We start from the raw sequence: 18,172 nt of genomic DNA on the forward strand, positions 1-18,172 counted from the left end.
GGACAACATGAGATTGCGAGGCTTCCCGTAGGGAAGCCTCGCAATGACAGGGGAAAGATGTCTTTGCGAGGAGCGAAGCGAGGAAGCAATCCCGGCTCTTAGTCCGTTAATCCCAAATCCTTCTCGTAAACTTTCCTTTAGACTTGCATTAACCTTGCCTTTATGTATTTTTCCGGAAAATCGGAGATATATAGGCTGATTTCTGCAGGAAACGAAGAAATTGAAAGATTAATCGTTTGCTCCCTTTTATCCATTGAAAGCCAATATCTTTTACCATCAACCTCCAACACGAGCTTCTTCTTCTCCTTCAGCTCCTCACTGACGCTCAGAGCGACCGATAGCGTCGCCTCACCCCTCTCATTTGGCAGGATGACCCTTGAGAAAGCTTTCAATGGCTCAGGGATGGCATAGGGAATCTGCCACTCCTCAACCTGATTGTCATATTTCAAGCGAAGATTGTATTTATGCTCGCCGATTGATGATGGCACTTTCAAGCTCACCTTGACCTCGCCTCTCGGAGGAACCCTGAGAGCCTTACCATCAATCAAAATTTCTTTCTCCTCATTCCCTCTATTGAAGACCTTTAGATTCAAGAATTCGTCTCCGAAGAGAGTGGGAGGCACAACCTCGCTCAGTATTATGCTTGATGCCGTGAGTTTAGCTATCCCAAATCGGGAGGGATTATGGAACCAGCCGAATGTAGGAGACCAAGCCCAATGAGAGGTTTCCCCATCCACGACTGAATGATTTCTGCAAAGATTTAAACGAATTTGGGGTGTTTTGCCCTTCGGCAAAACACCCCAAGGTATCTTCAACTCGCATTCCCATCTCTCCTCCTCTATCTTCGTTCCAACCTCTATCTCGGGATTCCAACTCGTGTCAAAGACTATCTCATCGTAAACTGAACCGCTTGCATTGACGATTATATGGGCATAGCGATGGGGCTCGTCAGCCGAGGCGAGGAATATTTCCACCCCCTCATCCTGCCATATTCCATCCCCATCCCTCGCCCACTTCGCCATCTTCATCTTCTTAGTATCTCCTCCGCAGATGAAACCTATGTAAAGCGCCCCATCATCGTATCCGATATATGCCCTCGTCTCTATCTCCTTCCGCATCGGCTTTCCCGTTTCCGAGTCAAAAAACATGTTAACCGAGCTTGACCCAATCCATTCCTCTTCCCTCACTTCACCGTCTACTTTCGGTGCGGTTGAGAGCTGAGGGATGGATAAAATGGGCAGAGGCACTTCCCTTGAAATCTCCGCCATCTCGGGAGGCAAAAGAAGAACGCTGAGCTTTATCTCTTTCTTTATGCTTTTCTCCGAAATCTTCTTCCCTTTTAGAGCCAAACTCACTCTCTCAAGCTCCTTCCCCAAGAGACTCCTCGCTTCCATAAGCTCCTTATTTGAATAGCCTCTCTTACCTACCTCGTTCCCCCATGGAACGCTCTCCTCAACAGCCCTTAGCGTCTCCTCCGCTTCCCTGGCGAGCTTTTCCCAATCCTTCCCTTTCCTCTTTTTCACTTCTTCAATCATCTTGCTCAATGTATAAGCGTAGCAATAATCGTTTATCCCCTCCCTAATCGCTTCCCATTGGATAGTGGGGATGATATCAATTAGACTGCTATAATCGTTGGGTCGGGAGAACCAGGGATAGGTTGTGCACTGGTCTTTTGGCTCAACCTTGTTCGCATTGATTCCGTCAAAATCGTTGAATGGGTCTTCGTGGGGACGGACGAATGTCCAAGACACCTCGGCATCCGCCTTCGTCTTATAGAAAAGCCAGCCAGTTAGATAGCGATTAGGGAAGATTCTTCCCTCCTGTCCCAAATAGCAGCCCGAACCATACCAGAAGAACTTCTGTCTTCTAACATCGCACTGATGCCTGACCCACTTTGCCATTTCTTCACTGTATATCAACCCCACGCTGAAACAGGGAGCGGTCATCCATTGTCCCGCAACCTCGTATGTCCCTCTATCGTAGAATGTGACATATGTCTTAGCACCTCCCTCATACCAACAGCGATATTGTTGAAGGGCGGCGAGGTTCTCCGGTCCAGGTTCATCCCATCCATAGAAGAGCCAGTCCAATTCCGTCGGCTTGAGGGTATCAACAACGCGCTTCGCTACTTTTATGACCGCCTGCTTAAGCTCCTCAGGCCACTCCTTGTTCAAGTCAACCTGTAACCCCAAAGCCTGAGCGCATTCGCCCTCCACCCAAGCTCCAATGGTATGCGGTCCCTTGAATCCGACCTGCTTCATAAGATTGGCAAATCTTATCAGGGGAGAAGCGTCGTATTTAACAACTCCTTCCTTCAATCCGCTCAAATCCAACTTCCCGAAAGGAAGTTCCGTGAAGCCATCTATCCCGTGTTCCTTTATTCCCCTCAATATCCTCAAAACCTTCTCGTCGGGAAGATTTCCCCAAAGCCAAGTATCGCTATAGAGGAGCCATCGCCTATTTTCGGGCTTCAGCAGGCGGAAGGGATAGATATGGAGGGAAACGGGGAGATTGAGGGAGCTTTTCCCTTTCGCTTGGATTTTCAAAGTGAATTGGTAATCGCCTGAGGGAAGATTTTCAGACGCTTTAATGGTGAGCCAGAAAAGCCTGCTTTCGCCTTGAGGGATATCAAGTGAGCGTCTCTCCAATGTTCCACCCTTAGCGGGGAGGAGGACATAGCCATTGCTTGCGGGGAGGAGAAGCTCGGGCGTTATGTAATAAGTGCGACCTCGCCAATCCGTCCTCTGTGCCCAGAAATGGGCATAGCGAATCTCAATGGAGGGATTGGACCCCTTTTTCAGAGGCTGAACTTTTATAGATAGGCTGGAAAGGGGTTCAAGGGCATAGACTGCAAACCAAAGGGAGGTCATTTCCCCCTGTGCCAAGGAACATTGAAGCTTCCCGATACGCTCCTCTTTTTTCGGCTTGCTCCAGGGTTTTATATCAAATGGCTCGGGACGAGTATAGGGAATGAAACCAGCTTTCCTTTCCTGAGATGTAGGAGGAGGGGCTTGCCAATCCTCAATCTGGCGTGGCGCTTCTTTGAAGGGTGGTCCAGGGTCCACTTTTTCGTAAACCGTTCCGAAAATCTCAACTGGACCCTTTACTTCCTCCCCCAAAAGGGGAAGGACAACAAGCAAAAACATCAACGGAAGGAATCTCATTTTCATCTCCTCCTTTCTATTCATATTGGATGAGTATTTTTGCCCTATCTACAGGCTTATCAAGGGAGAAATCGCAGTAAACGCTTGTCTCAATGACCGACATCCTCGCGCTCACTTCCTCCCCATTAATCTCCATCCTCCTCAACTTGCTCCCCTTTGGCAGGAGGATGTGGAAAGATGGAACGGTACCGCTTGAGGAGATTTCCATCTCTATCTCCTTCTTATTAGGTTCATGGCGGTAATAGTAAGCGAGATAGGCTTCCGAAGCTCCATACCGGGCAACGACTTTCGCCTCGTTTTCCTTAGCGGGAATCCAGCGGGGAGCTATCGTCGTCTTCCTCAACAGCTTATCCTCATCCCTTATGCCCGCCAGCCCTTCAATGAGAGCCGAGATGACCGCCGAAGCCGACCATCCCTTTGGACCACCGCCCTGGTCCTTTCCATCGGGAGTATAAAGGAAGGCTATTTCTCCATCCTCCTTTATCTTCTCAGCGATTCTTTTGAGGATATCAACCCCATATTCCTCCTCTCCGTGCCAAAGCGCTGCCTTCGCAAGCTCTCCCGCCACGAAACCGGCTATCCCTCCATTTATATATGTCCCCGGCTTCATCCACTCATGAGCCTTGAAGACGGGATAGGGAGGATGGATGCTGAACCATTCAGCGAAATATTCTCCCTTCGTCTCTTCCCTCCTTCTTTTATATTCCCTTATTATGCTTACAGCTTGAGATTGGTCGGGCAGACCCCTATTAATATCATAGGCATTGCTTAGGCTGAGTATCTTCCTCTCATCAACTCCCGGAGCACCAGGATGATTTAAATGGACTTGATGGGTATAGAATTTGCCGTTCCAGCAAACTTGATTGGTTCTCTCCTTGAAATGCCTTGCTATCTCCCTCCATCTACTTGCCTCATTATCGTCCCCAATAGCAGCCAGCATCTTCGCCAGGAGGATTGAGGCATAGAACATTCCGCTGTTATCTCCATGCATAATGCTCATCGGCATACCCTCTTCTATTTTCCTGTTATCCGCGGGATAACCGTAGGTGAAATCCCAAGTATCTATGCTGAAGGTTCGTTTAACCAGCTGATGCTTTTCGTCCCATCTTTTGGGGTCCCTCATACAATACTCCATTCCCTTTATCAACTTCGGCAATGCGGATTTCAACCATTCATCATCGCCCGTCGCCTGCCAAGCTTGATAGCATCCCTCAACCATAAGATACTCTATATCTGCTTCCATCTCCAGCCTCACATAGGCTAAATTGTTCTTCTCGTCAATAATCCGATGCTTGGGCTCAACGTAAGTGGTATGTGGGTCGGTGGGAGGTATTATCATCTCGTAGAAGAAGCCCTCGGGATGTTGTATCCTCAAGAAATGGTCAAGGGCGGAGCGAACATCTTCCTCCCACCATTTATAGCCTTTCATCTCGTGGATATGGTCCCTCAGCCAAGTGGGATTCATCGCCACCGGATTGCCATCAATGTTAAATAAAAACCTGTCCTTCTTGACGGTCTTCTTTAAACTCCGAAAAAGTTCGTCCCAGAGACCGCTTCTTGTCTCAATCTTCGTAATCGCGTCAACCTCAAAAGGCACTTCTAACACCTTCCCTTCTTTATTTTTGATTTTTATCGTATGTGTCCCTAGCGCTCCGCTCGCTCTTAATTCAAATTCCCCTTCATTTTGACGCAAAATCCACCTACGATATTCACGTTTTTCCCCATCCAAAAGGGAGAAAGAAAGGGGAGATTTCCCTTCATAGCGGACATGCAATTTGAAGGGTTCAAGGGGTTGAACGATGGGAGGAAGGGATATCTCTATCTTTTGCCCACCCAATTCATATTGCCTCGCCGAATCATAGGATTTCAAAGAAAAAGAGGAAAAGGCACTTTTGCCATCGCCTACCCTCAATCCCACCATATTTCCCTTTAGTTTTATGCCCTCAAGATAAAGATAGAGTTTCCCATTTAAATAGGCGAGAATATTCGTTCCATAGCGAATAATCCTCAAATCATACCATTTTCCCATCTCTATCTTGAAAGGGATGTTCGCGATTGAGGGAGAGGCTTTGCCTTCTCCCATTGAGATTGCCCTCAGGGAGTTGGATGGTTGGTCTAAATAGATTTGGAAGAAATGGGAGGCGGTTTCATCAGCTCCGATGATTATACAGGCTTCTCCGTTTTCCCTCTTTTCCAGTATCTTCACCCTCACATCCAAGACGAAATCTTGGGGAGCGGGATTGGAATAAAGGACAACGGAATTATCAAGATAGAGGACATCATCCAGCAAATCGGCCTGCCCCGAGAGAACCTGCCATTTCCCCTGAGCGAATGTATACAAGCAGAGAAGGGCGATAGAGAAAAATTTAAACATAATCTTCATAAGGCAAGATAGCCTTTTTGATTTTCTATATGTTATGCAAATTTTAGAAGCAAAGCAATAAAAAATGACGAGCCCTGAAGGCGTAGGGATATTCAATGAAATGATAAGAATTCTTGCCTTTAATCCCTCTTTGAATTAAATTATTATCAAGCAAAAATATGGAAATCGTGCATCTCGCTGATGTCTTGGAGAAAAGATTCCTTAAGGAGGATATCTTTCTAATCCGTCTCTTTGCTCCCGATATAGCAAGGAACTGCCAGCCGGGACAATTCCTCAATCTCAGATGCTCTCAGCTCTACGACCCACTCCTCCGCAGACCCATTAGTATCTTTGACGCCGATAAAGATAAGGGCGAGATATCCCTCCTCATCAAAATAGTCGGCAAGGGGACGAATCTCCTCTCAAGGATTGAGGAGGGCGATAAACTGGATGTCCTTGGTCCGCTGGGAAATTCCTTCCCAAAAGATGATTTCCGCAATCCCCTTCTCGTGGCGGGTGGAATCGGCATTGCTCCTCTTTATTTCCTCGCCAAAAATCTCATTCATCCCACGTTCATCTGGGGAGCGAAAAGCGAAAGAGAATTTTTCTTGCTTGATGAATTGAGGAAATCATCTCGTCTCTTCCTCTTCACTGAGGATGGCTCTTTTGGGGAAAAGGGATTGGCAACGGACAAGCTTTCTTCCCTATCTCGGGGGCACGATGTCATCTTCGCCTGTGGACCAGTTCCTATGCTAAAAGAAGTGGTGAGGATAGCAAAGGAAATCTACATCCCTTCCTTTATCTCCCTTGAGGAGAGGATGGCTTGTGGCTTCGGAGCCTGTTTAGGCTGTGCCGTGAGAACTAAGCGTGGCTATAAAATCCTCTGCAAAGATGGACCGATTCTCCCCGGGGAGGAGGTGGTATTTTGAATCTCTCGGTCTCCTTGGGAAATTTGAAATTGAGAAATCCGATAATGATTGCTTCGGGTGTTTTCTCCCTTGAATCCGCCCATCTCTTCCCATTGGATAATATAGGTGCGATAATAACGAAGACGATAACCCTGAATCCAAGGGAGGGTAATCCTCCTCCACGCCTATGGGAAACACCGGCGGGTCTTATAAATTCAATAGGTCTTCAAAATGTTGGATTGGAAAGGTTTATGAAGGAGGAATTGCCATCCTATTTAGAGCTCGGAGCGCCGATAATCGTCAGCATATCGGGGGAGAGGGAGGAGGATTTTCCCTTTATGGCGGAGAAATTGGTTGGGAAGGGGATAGCGGGACTTGAGTTGAATCTGTCCTGTCCCAATGTCGCTAAGGGAGGAATTCAATTCGGCAAGGATGCGAAGATGGTGAAGAGGATAGTGAAGATGGTGAAAGAGGCTTCCTCCCTTTGGATTATGCCCAAATTGACCCCTCAGGCGCCTGACATAGTGGAGACGGCGCTGGCGGGAGAGGAGGGTGGAGCGGATGCGCTCTCGCTTGTGAACACATTCTTAGCGATGGCAATAGATATAAGGAGTCGTTCATCTCGCATAGGGACACTAATGGGCGGTTTATCTGGACCGGCGATAAAACCGATAGCATTGAGGATGGTTTACGAGGTAGCGAGGGCAGTGAAGATACCAGTCGTAGGCTGTGGCGGGATAATGAGCGCCGAGGATGCTCTGGAATTCATAATCGCAGGCGCCACAGCGGTAGAGATAGGAACAGCCTGCCTCATCAACCCCCAATCTCCAAAGGAGATATTGGAAGGAATAAAGCGCTTTTTAGAAGAGGAAAAAATAGAAGACATAAACGAGCTCATCAAAACCCTTCGGGATTGAAAGATTCCCGCTTTCGGGATATGACTTCCCAAAGATATTTACAAAAAATAAAAGTGGAGGAATTGATTTAGCCGATAGACAGCACACTTTCTATTTTTGTCAAATTATGTGATGTGTGTCTCCTTTGATTTACCCTTTCGTTTTGACAATTTTCGCTATTCCTGTATAATTCTATAAGGACGCTATGTTTGAATCTCTCACCGCAAGGCTTCAAGCTATCTTCAATAAGCTGAGAGGGAAAGCCCGCCTCAGCCCGCAGGATATTGATTCTGCTCTGCGGGAGGTGAGACTATCCCTCTTGGAAGCCGATGTCCATTATAAAGTCGTTAAGGAATTCCTGGATAAAGTGCGACAAAGAGCCTTGGGAGAGGAGGTTATGTCCTCCTTCACTCCCGCCCAGCAGGTCATAAAAATCGTCAGGGACGAGATGATAAATATCCTCGGGAAAGAAGAAGAAGTCCACCTCTCTCCCAACCCTCCCACAACTATTATGCTCGTTGGATTACAGGGCGGAGGTAAAACAACCACAGCCGGAAAATTGGCTCTATTTTTCAAGAAAAAGGGCAAGAGACCTCTCCTCGTCGCCACCGATGTCCGCAGACCCGCCGCCATTGAACAGTTGAAGAAGGTGGGCAAAGCCATCGGCTGCGATGTTTTCTCCTCTGACGACAAGGACCCTCTCAATATAGCGAGAAATGGGGTTTCCTTTGCTAAAGAGAAAGGCCATGATTTAGTGATTATAGATACACAGGGACGCCTCCATCTTGACGATGAGCTATTAGGAGAATTAGAGGAGATGGAAAAGGCGATAAATCCCCAGGAAATCCTCTTGGTTTTGGACGGGATGACGGGACAGGATGCGGTCAACATCGCCCTGGGCTTCTCTAAGATACGAGTAGACGGTTTCATTTTGACCAAACTTGATGGCGATGCAAGAGGAGGCGCCGCTCTTTCTCTCTCCTTCGTCACTCAAAAGCCGATAAAGTTCATCGGAATAGGGGAAAGATATGATGCCCTTGAACCATTTCATCCCGATAGGCTCGTCTCCCGCATTTTGGGGATGGGCGATATGCTCAGTTTAATAGAGAAGATAGAAGCAACGCTTGAGGAGACTAAGGAGGAACCCCTTGCTTCCTTCGCCGATTTCACCCTCAACGACTTCCTCAAGGAATTGAGAAGAATGCATAAGCTCGGTCCGTTGGAGCAAATCATCTCTCTTTTACCAGGCGCCAGCAATATCAAAGTTGGGCCTCAGGAAGAGAAGATGTTGAAGAAGTTTGAGGCTATAGTTCTATCTATGACTAAAGAGGAAAGGGAGAATCCTTCAATAATAGATGCGAGTAGGAAGAGAAGAATCGCTAAGGGCTCGGGAACGACGGTTCAGGATGTGAATCTCCTCTTGAAACGATTCTTTGAAGCTAAGGAATTGGCTAAAACACTCTCATCCCAAAGGAGGTTGAGAAGATGGCTGTAAGGATAAGGCTCTTGCGGATGGGCTCCAAGAAAAGACCCTCCTATCGTGTTGTCGCAGTGGATTCCCGAAGCAAACCCCAAGGTCCCTACCTTGAGATGCTGGGACATTATAACCCTCTGCGTGAACCTCCTATCGTCAAGTTAGACGAGGAGAAGATAATAAAATGGCTACTCAACGGCGCCCAGCCGAGCGAGACAGTTTTGAGCCTTCTCAAAAAAGAGGGAATCTGGGATAAATTCCTGGAGAGAAAACAAGCTCTAAGCGGAGGTAGATAGCCTATGCGTGAGTTAGTTGAGAGATTGGTGCAGGCTATAGTTGACCAACCCGAAAAAGTGCAGGTAACCGAGGTTAAGGGGGAGAGGACGATAGTTTATGAGGTGCGGGTGGCTGAGGAGGATTTGGGGAAGGTCATAGGGAAAGAGGGGCGCATCGCCAACGCTCTTCGCACAATCCTCAAGGCGGCTGCAGCTAAGCTCGGCAAGAAGGTTTCGCTGGAGATTCTGCAATGAGCACGCTCGTTAAATGCAATGTAATCGTGAAGGTCATTATGACGGAGGAGTTCCGCAAGAGAACTTTGGCGGAGATGGAGGAACTCCTTGAGAAGGTCAAGGAAGCACAGCAGAAGATTGATTTTCAATCCCGCATATATCTCGCTGACCTCCAAAAAGTTGACATCCAAAAGGCAGCTGCCTTTCGCAGACAATGGGAGGAGGAAAGGGCTGAGAGGGAGGAATTCAGAAAGGATTTGGAGCAGAGGATAGAGAGATTGCGCACAATCCCCGAGGGAGAGGAGTTCCTCCTCACCACTCTTGAAGCCTATGTTGAGGCGAAAGAAAATGAGCCTCTCCCCATCTTCTCCCCTCCACAGATAATCGTCAAAGACGATAAGGTAGTTGAGATAAGGAGATAGGTCTCTTCAACCCAATGCCAATCATCGGGAAGGTCCTTTCTACCTTCGGAAGGAAGGGCGAAATCAAGTTATTGCCCCTTAAGAAGGGGGATGTGAAGCTCCTTGAGGGGAGAAAGGGCTTTCTTTCCTCTCAATATAAGACGAGGGAGGTGGAGATTGAGAAAGCTTGGCAACACAAGGGAATGTGGATTCTGAAGTTCAAGGGAATAGATACTATAAAAGAAGCTTGGCGCCTAAGGGAAAGCTATCTGGAGATAGAGGAGGAGATATTTCCAGAGGAGGAAAGTCCCATCGGATTTGAGGTTTACAGCGAGGGAGGAGAGAATCTGGGCAAGGTTGTTGATATCATCTCCACTCCCGCCCACGGTGTCCTGTTAACCGATAAGGATGTGCTCATTCCATTCGTTGCGGAATGGATTGTGGCGATGTTTCCACAGGAGAGAAAGCTGATTGTGAAGGAGATAAAAGAAGGATGAGGATAGACATTATAAGCCTATTCCCTCAGGTCTTCCTGCCATACATCAATACGAGCATGATGCGAAAGGCGCAGGAGCAGGGCGTTGCGAGGATTTATCTCCATAATCTGCGGGATTTCGCCACAGATAAACATAGGACGACCGATGATTATCCTTATGGCGGAGGAGCGGGAATGCTCCTCAAGCCCGAGCCGATTTACAATGCGCTTGAGGAAGTGAAGAGGGAATGCGCAAAAGAAGGATGTGAGGGGCATAAGGTCATCTTGACAACTCCTCAAGGCATACCATTCAAACAGAGAATTGCGGAAGAGTTGGCGAAGGAGGGGCATCTTGTTATAATTTGTGGACACTACGAGGGTGTAGATGATAGAATTTTAGATTGGGTTGATGAGGAGATATCCCTGGGCGACTTCGTCCTCACGGGAGGAGAGATAGCCGCTCTCGCCATAGTTGACGCTGTAGTTAGATTGTTGCCCTCTGTCCTCTCGGAGGAGGAAGCGGTTAGGGAAGAATCCTTCAGCTCCGGTATCTTGGAGCACCCTCAATTCACGCGCCCTGCGAATTTTTTGGGCGAGGAGGTTCCCGAGGTTCTGCTATCGGGAAATCATCAGGAGGTAGCGAGATGGAGGAGGCGGCGCGCCCTTGAAAGGACGCTTTTCCGCCGTCCAGAGCTCTTAGCCTCCGCCTCCCTCTCGGAGGGAGATATTGAGATTTTGAGGGAAATCTTGGAGGATTTGAAATCAATTTTGAGAAAACATAAGACTTTCAAAGAAAGGAAGATGCGAAGATGAAAGGAGACATGCTTCTTCGCTCGGTTGAAGAGAAAATGCTGAGACAGGATGTGCCCGATTTCGCTCCTGGCGATACCGTTCGGGTGCACCAAATCATTCGTCAGGCTGATAGGGAAAGGATACAGGTATTTGAGGGAGTTGTTATAAGGAAAAGGGGTGGTGGAGCATCCGCCACATTCACGGTAAGGAAAATCTCCCATCACGGGATAGGTGTGGAGAAGACATTCCCCCTTCATTCCCCCCTCATCGCAAAGATAGAAGTTGTTAGGAGAGGGAAGATCAGGAGGGCTCGCCTTTACTATCTGCGGGAGCGAAAGGGCAAAGCAGCCCGTATAGAGGAAAAGAGATAACAAAGATTTTATGGAGGGTATCCTCCAAACCATCCTGAGAGAGATAAGGGAGTCCTGGAAGCTCTATGCGATAGGTGGAGGGGCTCTCTTCCTTCGTTTATTGCTCGCTATTCCCTTCGCTTGGTGGCGTGCTTTCGTCAGGAAATTCTATCTCGCTTTGGCGAGCACTGTATCAAAAAGGGAGCTCGTAAAGGAAAAAGCTGAGGAATGGCTCAGGGCGAGTTCCGATTTCCTTGAATCAATAGCATTAGCTGTAGGCATAGTCGTAGCAATCGTTAATCCCTTCGTCATCCAGGCTTTCCTTATCCCCTCGGGCTCAATGATTCCCACTTTGAAAGTTGGAGATAGGATAATGGCTGATAAATTCGTCTTCCACATCCGAGACCCTCAAAGGGGAGAGGTTATAGTATTCCGCGCACCACCCCAAGCGGATATCCAAGAGAGAAACTTCGTGAAGAGAGTGATTGGTTTGCCTGGAGAGGTAGTGGAGGTGAGGGATGGGAAGGTGTTCATAAATGGGAAGCCTTTGAAAGAGCCCTACATCTACGAGCCTCCCTATTATGAGTTCGGTCCCTATAAGGTTCCCCCGAATTCCTATTTCGTTATGGGGGATAACAGGAACGATTCCAATGATAGCCACGTTTGGGGTCCTCTTTCCCGGGATAGGATAACAGGGAGGGCGCTTTTCATCTGGTGGCCGATAAGCAGGTGGGGAGTGATAAAGTAAAGAAGGGAAAGTTCGGAGAGGAGATAGCGAGGCGATTTCTCGTGTCGCTTGGCTATCAAATCATCGCAACGAATTTCAGGACGAAAATTGGAGAGATAGACATAATAGCGAAAGATAAGGATGATTATGTTTTCGTTGAAGTGAAGATGAGGGGAGATGTTGATAAGTGGGGTTTACCCGCTGAGGCGGTCACAGCCAAGAAGAGGGAGAAAATAGAGAACGTTGCCCTTCTTTATCTTCAGAAGGAAGGACTTGGCGAAGTCTCAATGAGATTTGAAGTAGTAGAAGTCCTCCCCAAGTTAGGCAAAGCAAGGCTGATAAAGGATATTTTTTAAAACCCATTCCCAACTTCCTTTGTCACTGTGAACCTCCCGTAGGGAAGCCGTGTCAATCTCTTCCTTAACACTTACAAAGCTGGTTTTGCGGACCAGGACTGTAATCTCACCAGCTTTATTATCCTCTCCCCCTTAAAGCCCTTAGGATAAAGCCAGGTTCCCTCGTAATGAGGGAGCGTTAGCTCCCTCTCAATTAGAGGGAAATCGCTTCCTTCCTCAATGCTTAGCTCACCCTTATTCCTTCCTTCCCTCAAAGAGAGAACGCATTTAGCCATAGCCTTAGCAAAACTTCCTGCCCCCACTTCCATCTCATTGACTCTCATCTTCCCCGGAATCCTATTATGCCTAATAATATACCTATTCACCTCCTCGCACTTCTTCATAAAGTCTTCAAATCCCACCTTCATCCCTCTTTTGAAGGAAGGCATCGCCTCTACTGGTCCTATTGTCCGCCGATAAGGAATGCGATTGGGAAAGCCCTTATGAGAAGAATAATAAGAAATAGCCCAAGCGAAGAAGGAAAATATCTCCGAGGCGGAAAAGATGCGATTTTCAACTATTTTGTAGTTCAGTTCATCCAAAATCCCCTCCGCTAATCTGAGAAGGACTTCTAAGGAAATCCATTCCGAAGAGGGTTTGTATCTCTCGTAAACATCTCTATAAGTTATGAACTCAACATCTCCCCTTCCCCTGAGCCAATCAAGGAACTCCTTAATATCCCTCATCAAATCTAAAACGAATTCCTTCGGGCGCAGAGGGGCTGGTTTGTATTCCTCCTCTGGCGTGTTCTTCCCATTTGAGAAGTTAACGCTATCCCAAAACTCGCTCGTAACCAACATACAGGGATGCGTTCCCAAAACTATCAAACCCTGCTTTTCCTCCAATCGTTTAAAGCTTTCCTTCATTTTCTCAAGCCGATTGTCAAGATAGAAATGGCTTTCAAACACAAAATCCCAAGTGAGCCCATTGAGGGTATTGCAATACCAAACGAGCTTTCCATCTAAAGGATGAATAAAGCTCGCCTCCATTATTGGCATACCCAATAGATACATCGCGTAGAGAACTTGTGGCGTCGCGCTATTCCCCGGCTGCATGAAAGCAATCGGCGATTGAGAGAAAATCTCCCTCAAATCGTTTAGCCCCTTTATCTCCCTCCTTATCACTTCCTCAACTCCCTTATCCCAATCCAAATCCTCAAGATACTCGGGAAATGTCGGATGGAGTGAATGGAAATTGGAATGGTAGTTGATTTCGTGGAATTGAAGAAGCTCTATCAAATCCTCCCTACCTCTCTCCCGCAAAGCCCTCGCCCTCTCCCCCACAAGATTGAAGCTACCTCTTATTCCTCTTTCCCTTAAAGTTTTAGCCCAGAACTCCGTCGCCTCATCAGCCTCAGGAGTTATGAAATCCTCATCATCAAAGGAAAATATAACTTCAGGCATTTTCTGTTCCTCCCTTCCGAAATAATCAATATAATTCTAACGATTATGAAGATGAAACTCAGCCAATTCTTAATCCTTACATTCTTAGCCATTTTTATCGCTTCCGGTGAGGTTCATCCCTCCAATCAAGGACTTCCCATGTTCGTTCTAAAAGTTAATTGCGGCGGAGATGCCGTTGACGGTGCCCTTGCTGATAAGCCTTTCTCCAAGGACGGTTGGGGTTATTTAAAGAACGGTTCCTTATCCTATTCCACAAAGGAATCGGTTAAGCCCGATTGCGGATATCCTCAGGCAATCAGAAGCTTCAGATGCGATGCAAAAAATCCCAAATCCCCCATGCGCTATCTCATCCATCTTCCAAATGGGACCTATACTGTTAAATTGATATTTGCCGAGCTTATTCACAATAAGCCCGGGATGAGGCTTTTTGATGTATATATCCAAAACAAACCAGTTCTCCGGAACTACGATGTCTTTCGGTGGGCTAAGGGGAAAAGCAAAGGCAAGGAGGAAATATTCAAAGGGATAAAGGTCTCCGATGGCGTCTTGCAAATTGATTTCCTATCCAAGAAAGATAGAGCTATCGTCAATGTGATTGAAATCATCAGCGATGAGAGGCTCCCACCTCCTGCGGAGAAAGCGGGATATACAAAGCTCGTCTTCTGGGACGATTTCAATTCAATTGACACGATAGACATAAAGGCAACGGGTGCTCCGGGATATAAATGGTATATTGACCTTCCTTGGGGCTTCCCACCTACTTCTGCTGAAAGGATAAAAGTGCAAAACTCTATGTTGAAAATTGACGCTGGGCGTTGGAATTGGGGAATCTCATCATATAGCGTCAAAGGAAAGACCGGCAGAGTCTTTAGATTCGGCTACTTTGAAGCGAAAATTCGTTTTGACCAAGCCTTGGCGGAGAAAAGCAGTGGCTGGCCCTCCTTCTGGAGTCTATCCCTTGAGCATTGCTTCGGCGACCCCACCCATTGGAACGAATTGGATTTCTTTGAAGCTTTTCACGCTCCCTATCAAAAATACGATGGCGCCTTCTATGGGACAATTCACGATTGTGCTCAGGATTCAAAAATTCACTACCAAAATTCCAACAATAGGGTTGAAGTGCCGGGGATAAATTGGAATGAATGGCATATCATCGGTTGCCTCTGGCAGCCGGGATGCGTTATCTGGTTTCTTGATAACAAACCCCTCATAATCCAGCGCTATTCTCCCGATTCTTTACCCGACCCTCCCCAGGTCTCTGGCACGAGCTCCCAAGCCCCTATGGGAACCTTCAGCATAATTGACAAGCAAAGAAATCTCATTATACTTGGCTCTGGTGAGAACTGGCCCCTGTATGTTGATTGGGTCAGAGTCTATCAATCTGGAAAGGAGGAGATGGATATGAAGGCAAATCCCTTTGAATTTGATGAGCTGGAAGTCAAATCTCCCGATGGTAGGATATCGCTCAAGGTCAAATTGGAGGAGGGGAAGCTGGTATATTGGGTGGAAAAGGATGGAGAAGTGCTTATTGAGAAGTCGCCAATGGGAATCTTCACGAGCGTGGCTGATTTCACGCGCGATTTATCCCTTCTCTCCTTCACAAGAAAAACGATTGAGGAAAAATATCCGATGATTGGGAGGAAGAAGGAGATTTACGAGAATCATTGCAATGAGCTCGTTTTGAAGCTCGGGAAGAAGCTCAGCATTTTATATCTCGTTTTACGTGCTTATAATGACGGCGTCGCCTACCGCTATCATATCCCGGGTGAGGGGGAGTTGAAGATAAGCTTTGAGACGAGCGGATTCAGGATTCCCGAGTCCGCGATCGGCTGGGCGCATCCCTTCACGCCCAACTACGAGGCTTTCTATCCCAAACGTTCCTATCGGGAGTTGCTTGAGGGGAATTTTGGTATGCCTGTTCTCCTAAATGTAAAGGACAATTGGCTTCTCCTTACCGAAGCCGCCGTTTACGGGGATTACTGTGGCTCCCATATTGAAGGGGATAAGGAAAATGGGATTTTGAAAGTCGTCTTCGCTCCCGACCAGAAAAACGCTGTTGTCAGCAAGCTTCCCTTCTACAGCCCCTGGCGGGTTGCAATGATTGGCTCCCTTGCAGATATAGTTGAATCAACTTTGATTGAGAACCTCAACCCCGATTGCGAGATAGCTGATACATCCTGGATAAAGCCCGGCAGAAGCGCTTGGTCTTGGTTGTCAGGAGATAGCACGGAAGACTACGAAACACAGGTCAAATATGTTGATTTCGCTCATAAAATGGGATGGGAATACTATCTCTGTGATGAAGGTTGGAAAGCGGAATGGCTTCCCAAATTAGTTGAATATGCGAAAGAAAAGGGGATTGGGATATTCGTCTGGTATCATTATAAGGAAGTGGAAACGGACGAGGATTTGCATAGCAAGTTTTCCTGGCTGTCCAGAATCGGAGTTAAGGGGGTGAAGGTGGATTTCTTTGATAGCGATTGTCAGGAAAGGATTCAAATGTATGATAAGGTCGCCAAAGGAGCCCTTCAGTATAAACTAATGGTTGTATATCATGGAGCAACAAAGCCCTCCGGGGAGAGGAGGAGATGGCCTCATATCTTAACGAGAGAGGGAGTTTTGGGGGCGGAGTATTACAAATGGTCTGAGGGACCAACAGCCGAACACAATTGCACCCTTCCCTTTACCCGCAACGCTCTCGGTCCAATGGATTACACTCCCGTAACTTTCTCCAATATGAGGAAGCAAACCACCTATGCCCATCAGCTTGCCTTAGCGGTTGTCTTTGAATCCAACATCCAGCATCTCGCGGATAAGCCCGAGGCATACGAAAGCATTGGAGAGGCAATAGAGTTCCTCAAGGATTGTCCCGCTACTTGGGACGATACAAAGCTTCTTGAGGGCTATCCGGGGAGGTTCGTTACCATAGCTAGGAGAAGCGGGAATAAGTGGTTCATAGGCGCGATTTGCGGCGGTGGGATATCAAGGGAGGCAGATATATCGCTGGAATTTCTGGAGGAAGGAAGGGAATATATAGCGGAAATCTATAGGGACGGCGATAGTCCAGAGGAGATAATCCACGAGAAAAAAGCAGTTCGAAAGGGAGACATCTTGAAAATCCCCTTGAAGACAAACGGCGGCTGCGCCATAGAGATAAAACCTTCTGCCTAAATATAGGGCTTAGATATGGAAGGGGACAAGCAAATATTAAAAGAGGCTTACAATAAGCTGAGAGGTTATCTTTTGGAATGCTCTGAGAATGCGAGCGTTGAATTGAAAGGTGGGATTAAGACGATTGCTCCAAGCAAGGGGCATTATTATGGGATTTGGCCGGACGATTTCCTTTTCCCCCACATTGTTTGTCCTGAGCTTGCGAATAAGGATAAATTGCAGAGGATAATTGAATTTCTCACAGATAGCGTGGTTGATTTGGAAAGGGTGCCGGATAGGGTTGAACCTGATGGTCTCCCTATAATGTTTCCCGGCTGGTATGATGGTCCTATAGGGGAGAGGATGCCTGTCCATCTTCCAGCCGCTTGGACGAGGCTTCTCAGCTACTTTGAGGAATGGGGCGTAGATATCCCCCAAAAGGAAAGATGGGCAAGGGTGATAAAGAGAAGCTTTGAGCAAATATCGTTCAGCTGTGGTCTTGTCTATATTGACCCCCAAAGACCCTATGTAGGCTTTGGCTATCAAGACAACATAGCCATCACTGGGTTTGCCTTGATGAGCAGTCTTGTTATTTATAGAGGATTACAGAGAGCGGTTGAGTTATTTAATGGCTATCTTGAAGAGGACTTACTTGAATATTGGAAAGATTTAGCGAGGGGAATCAGGGAGAATTTGTGGCGTTTATACGACCCTGAAATCGAGGGCTTCGTGGCAGGTAGCAAGGATTGTCATCAATTTGATGTATGGGGAAATGGTCTCGCTTATGGCTTAGTGGTGGAGGAGAGTATAAAGAAAAGCATTCAAGGATTTTATCTAAGGAATTGGGATAGAATAATAAGGTTTGGGTTTACAAGGCAGATAGCGGAGGAGGAAGGTTGGCAGAGGCTATTGGTGAAGGCGGAATTGGGGAAGTATATGAACGGAGGATACTGGGCGACTGGCACAGGCTATATCCTTCCAGTGATTTACGAAGCGGATAAGCAATTGGCTTACAAGTTATTAGGAGAGCTCTTAGAGAATCTTCCTCGCTTTCATTTTGCGGAGTGGGTTGATGGGGAAGGAAACGAATCTCCCGCGAAATACTTCCTAATGGCGATTTCCATTCCCCTCCTAGCACTCAAATCCCTATTATAGTAGGAAACGCC

The 18,172-nt window shown here is 47.2% G+C and carries 16 protein-coding genes; 13 read left to right on the plus strand and 3 right to left on the minus strand.

The window, feature by feature from the left end; all coding sequences use genetic code 11:
• Nucleotides 1–137 precede the first annotated feature (137 nt).
• Together H5T88_09400 and H5T88_09405 are read right to left on the minus strand one after the other, a co-directional pair.
• Nucleotides 138–3,188 (minus strand): hypothetical protein, encoded by a 3,051-nt coding sequence (locus H5T88_09400; protein MBC7330558.1) that lies wholly within the window; start codon nt 3,186–3,188, stop codon nt 138–140.
• Nucleotides 3,181–5,538: a hypothetical protein gene (locus tag H5T88_09405; GenBank protein ID MBC7330559.1), complete on the minus strand. Its 2,358-nt coding sequence runs from the start codon at nt 5,536–5,538 to the stop codon at nt 3,181–3,183. Before H5T88_09405 ends, H5T88_09400 begins: the two co-directional genes overlap by 8 nt.
• A gap of 167 nt (nt 5,539–5,705) precedes the next feature.
• Here H5T88_09405 and H5T88_09410 point away from each other — a divergent pair, with 167 nt between their 5' ends.
• From H5T88_09410 to H5T88_09460, 11 genes are all read left to right on the plus strand, one after another.
• A complete protein-coding gene (locus tag H5T88_09410) occupies nt 5,706–6,455 on the plus strand; it encodes a dihydroorotate dehydrogenase electron transfer subunit (GenBank protein MBC7330560.1) in 750 nt (249 codons plus the stop codon).
• Nucleotides 6,452–7,351 carry a dihydroorotate dehydrogenase gene (locus H5T88_09415; GenBank protein MBC7330561.1) on the plus strand — a complete coding sequence of 300 codons (900 nt, stop codon included), beginning with the start codon at nt 6,452–6,454 and terminating at the stop codon, nt 7,349–7,351. Before H5T88_09410 ends, H5T88_09415 begins: the two co-directional genes overlap by 4 nt.
• 184 nt (nt 7,352–7,535) lie before the next feature.
• Nucleotides 7,536–8,825 carry a signal recognition particle protein gene (ffh, locus tag H5T88_09420; GenBank protein MBC7330562.1) on the plus strand — a complete coding sequence of 430 codons (1,290 nt, stop codon included), beginning with the start codon at nt 7,536–7,538 and terminating at the stop codon, nt 8,823–8,825.
• Nucleotides 8,816–9,100, plus strand: a complete 285-nt coding sequence (gene rpsP / locus H5T88_09425) for a 30S ribosomal protein S16 (GenBank protein ID MBC7330563.1) — start codon at nt 8,816–8,818, stop codon at nt 9,098–9,100. Before ffh ends, rpsP begins: the two co-directional genes overlap by 10 nt.
• Before the next feature lie 3 nt (nt 9,101–9,103).
• On the plus strand, nt 9,104–9,334 hold the full coding sequence (locus tag H5T88_09430) for a KH domain-containing protein (protein MBC7330564.1): 231 nt from the start codon (nt 9,104–9,106) through the stop codon (nt 9,332–9,334).
• Nucleotides 9,331–9,735 carry a hypothetical protein gene (locus H5T88_09435; GenBank protein ID MBC7330565.1) on the plus strand — a complete coding sequence of 135 codons (405 nt, stop codon included), beginning with the start codon at nt 9,331–9,333 and terminating at the stop codon, nt 9,733–9,735. Before H5T88_09430 ends, H5T88_09435 begins: the two co-directional genes overlap by 4 nt.
• 14 nt (nt 9,736–9,749) lie before the next feature.
• Nucleotides 9,750–10,211 (plus strand): 16S rRNA processing protein RimM, encoded by a 462-nt coding sequence (rimM, locus tag H5T88_09440; protein ID MBC7330566.1) that lies wholly within the window; start codon nt 9,750–9,752, stop codon nt 10,209–10,211.
• Nucleotides 10,208–11,002, plus strand: coding sequence for a tRNA (guanosine(37)-N1)-methyltransferase TrmD (trmD, locus tag H5T88_09445; protein ID MBC7330567.1), 795 nt, complete (start codon nt 10,208–10,210; stop codon nt 11,000–11,002). Before rimM ends, trmD begins: the two co-directional genes overlap by 4 nt.
• A complete protein-coding gene (gene rplS, locus H5T88_09450) occupies nt 10,999–11,352 on the plus strand; it encodes a 50S ribosomal protein L19 (GenBank protein MBC7330568.1) in 354 nt (117 codons plus the stop codon). Before trmD ends, rplS begins: the two co-directional genes overlap by 4 nt.
• A 10-nt stretch (nt 11,353–11,362) precedes the next feature.
• On the plus strand, nt 11,363–12,079 hold the full coding sequence (gene lepB, locus H5T88_09455) for a signal peptidase I (protein MBC7330569.1): 717 nt from the start codon (nt 11,363–11,365) through the stop codon (nt 12,077–12,079).
• Complete coding sequence (locus H5T88_09460; GenBank protein MBC7330570.1) at nt 12,061–12,414, plus strand: YraN family protein; 354 nt, start codon at nt 12,061–12,063, stop codon at nt 12,412–12,414. Before lepB ends, H5T88_09460 begins: the two co-directional genes overlap by 19 nt.
• 71 nt (nt 12,415–12,485) lie before the next feature.
• Here the strand turns inward: H5T88_09460 and H5T88_09465 are convergent, their stop codons facing one another.
• Nucleotides 12,486–13,856: a hypothetical protein gene (locus tag H5T88_09465; GenBank protein ID MBC7330571.1), complete on the minus strand. Its 1,371-nt coding sequence runs from the start codon at nt 13,854–13,856 to the stop codon at nt 12,486–12,488.
• A 45-nt stretch (nt 13,857–13,901) separates the two neighbouring features.
• Between H5T88_09465 and H5T88_09470 the strand changes: the two genes are divergently transcribed.
• Nucleotides 13,902–17,027, plus strand: a complete 3,126-nt coding sequence (locus H5T88_09470) for a glycoside hydrolase family 97 catalytic domain-containing protein (GenBank protein MBC7330572.1) — start codon at nt 13,902–13,904, stop codon at nt 17,025–17,027.
• Between the two features lie 72 nt (nt 17,028–17,099).
• Entirely contained in the window at nt 17,100–18,161 is a 1,062-nt protein-coding gene (locus H5T88_09475; GenBank protein MBC7330573.1) for a hypothetical protein, read from the plus strand.
• The last annotated feature ends 11 nt before the right edge of the window (nt 18,162–18,172 follow it).

The sequence above is a fragment of the bacterium genome, assembly GCA_014360495.1.
GTDB lineage: Bacteria > Armatimonadota > JACIXR01 > JACIXR01 > JACIXR01 > JACIXR01.

Bases quoted from the DNA above. Each gene is read 5' to 3' on its own strand.
- H5T88_09400 (MBC7330558.1), bottom strand. From the start codon at position 3,188: ATGAATAGAAAGGAGGAGATGAAAATGAGATTCCTTCCGTTGATGTTT.
- H5T88_09405 (MBC7330559.1), bottom strand. From the start codon at position 5,538: ATGTTTAAATTTTTCTCTATCGCCCTTCTCTGCTTGTATACATTCGCT.
- H5T88_09410 (MBC7330560.1), top strand. From the start codon at position 5,706: ATGGAAATCGTGCATCTCGCTGATGTCTTGGAGAAAAGATTCCTTAAG.
- ffh (MBC7330562.1), top strand. From the start codon at position 7,536: ATGTTTGAATCTCTCACCGCAAGGCTTCAAGCTATCTTCAATAAGCTG.
- rpsP (MBC7330563.1), top strand. From the start codon at position 8,816: ATGGCTGTAAGGATAAGGCTCTTGCGGATGGGCTCCAAGAAAAGACCC.
- H5T88_09430 (MBC7330564.1), top strand. From the start codon at position 9,104: ATGCGTGAGTTAGTTGAGAGATTGGTGCAGGCTATAGTTGACCAACCC.
- H5T88_09435 (MBC7330565.1), top strand. From the start codon at position 9,331: ATGAGCACGCTCGTTAAATGCAATGTAATCGTGAAGGTCATTATGACG.
- rimM (MBC7330566.1), top strand. From the start codon at position 9,750: ATGCCAATCATCGGGAAGGTCCTTTCTACCTTCGGAAGGAAGGGCGAA.
- trmD (MBC7330567.1), top strand. From the start codon at position 10,208: ATGAGGATAGACATTATAAGCCTATTCCCTCAGGTCTTCCTGCCATAC.
- rplS (MBC7330568.1), top strand. From the start codon at position 10,999: ATGAAAGGAGACATGCTTCTTCGCTCGGTTGAAGAGAAAATGCTGAGA.
- lepB (MBC7330569.1), top strand. From the start codon at position 11,363: ATGGAGGGTATCCTCCAAACCATCCTGAGAGAGATAAGGGAGTCCTGG.
- H5T88_09465 (MBC7330571.1), bottom strand. From the start codon at position 13,856: ATGCCTGAAGTTATATTTTCCTTTGATGATGAGGATTTCATAACTCCT.
- H5T88_09470 (MBC7330572.1), top strand. From the start codon at position 13,902: ATGAAGATGAAACTCAGCCAATTCTTAATCCTTACATTCTTAGCCATT.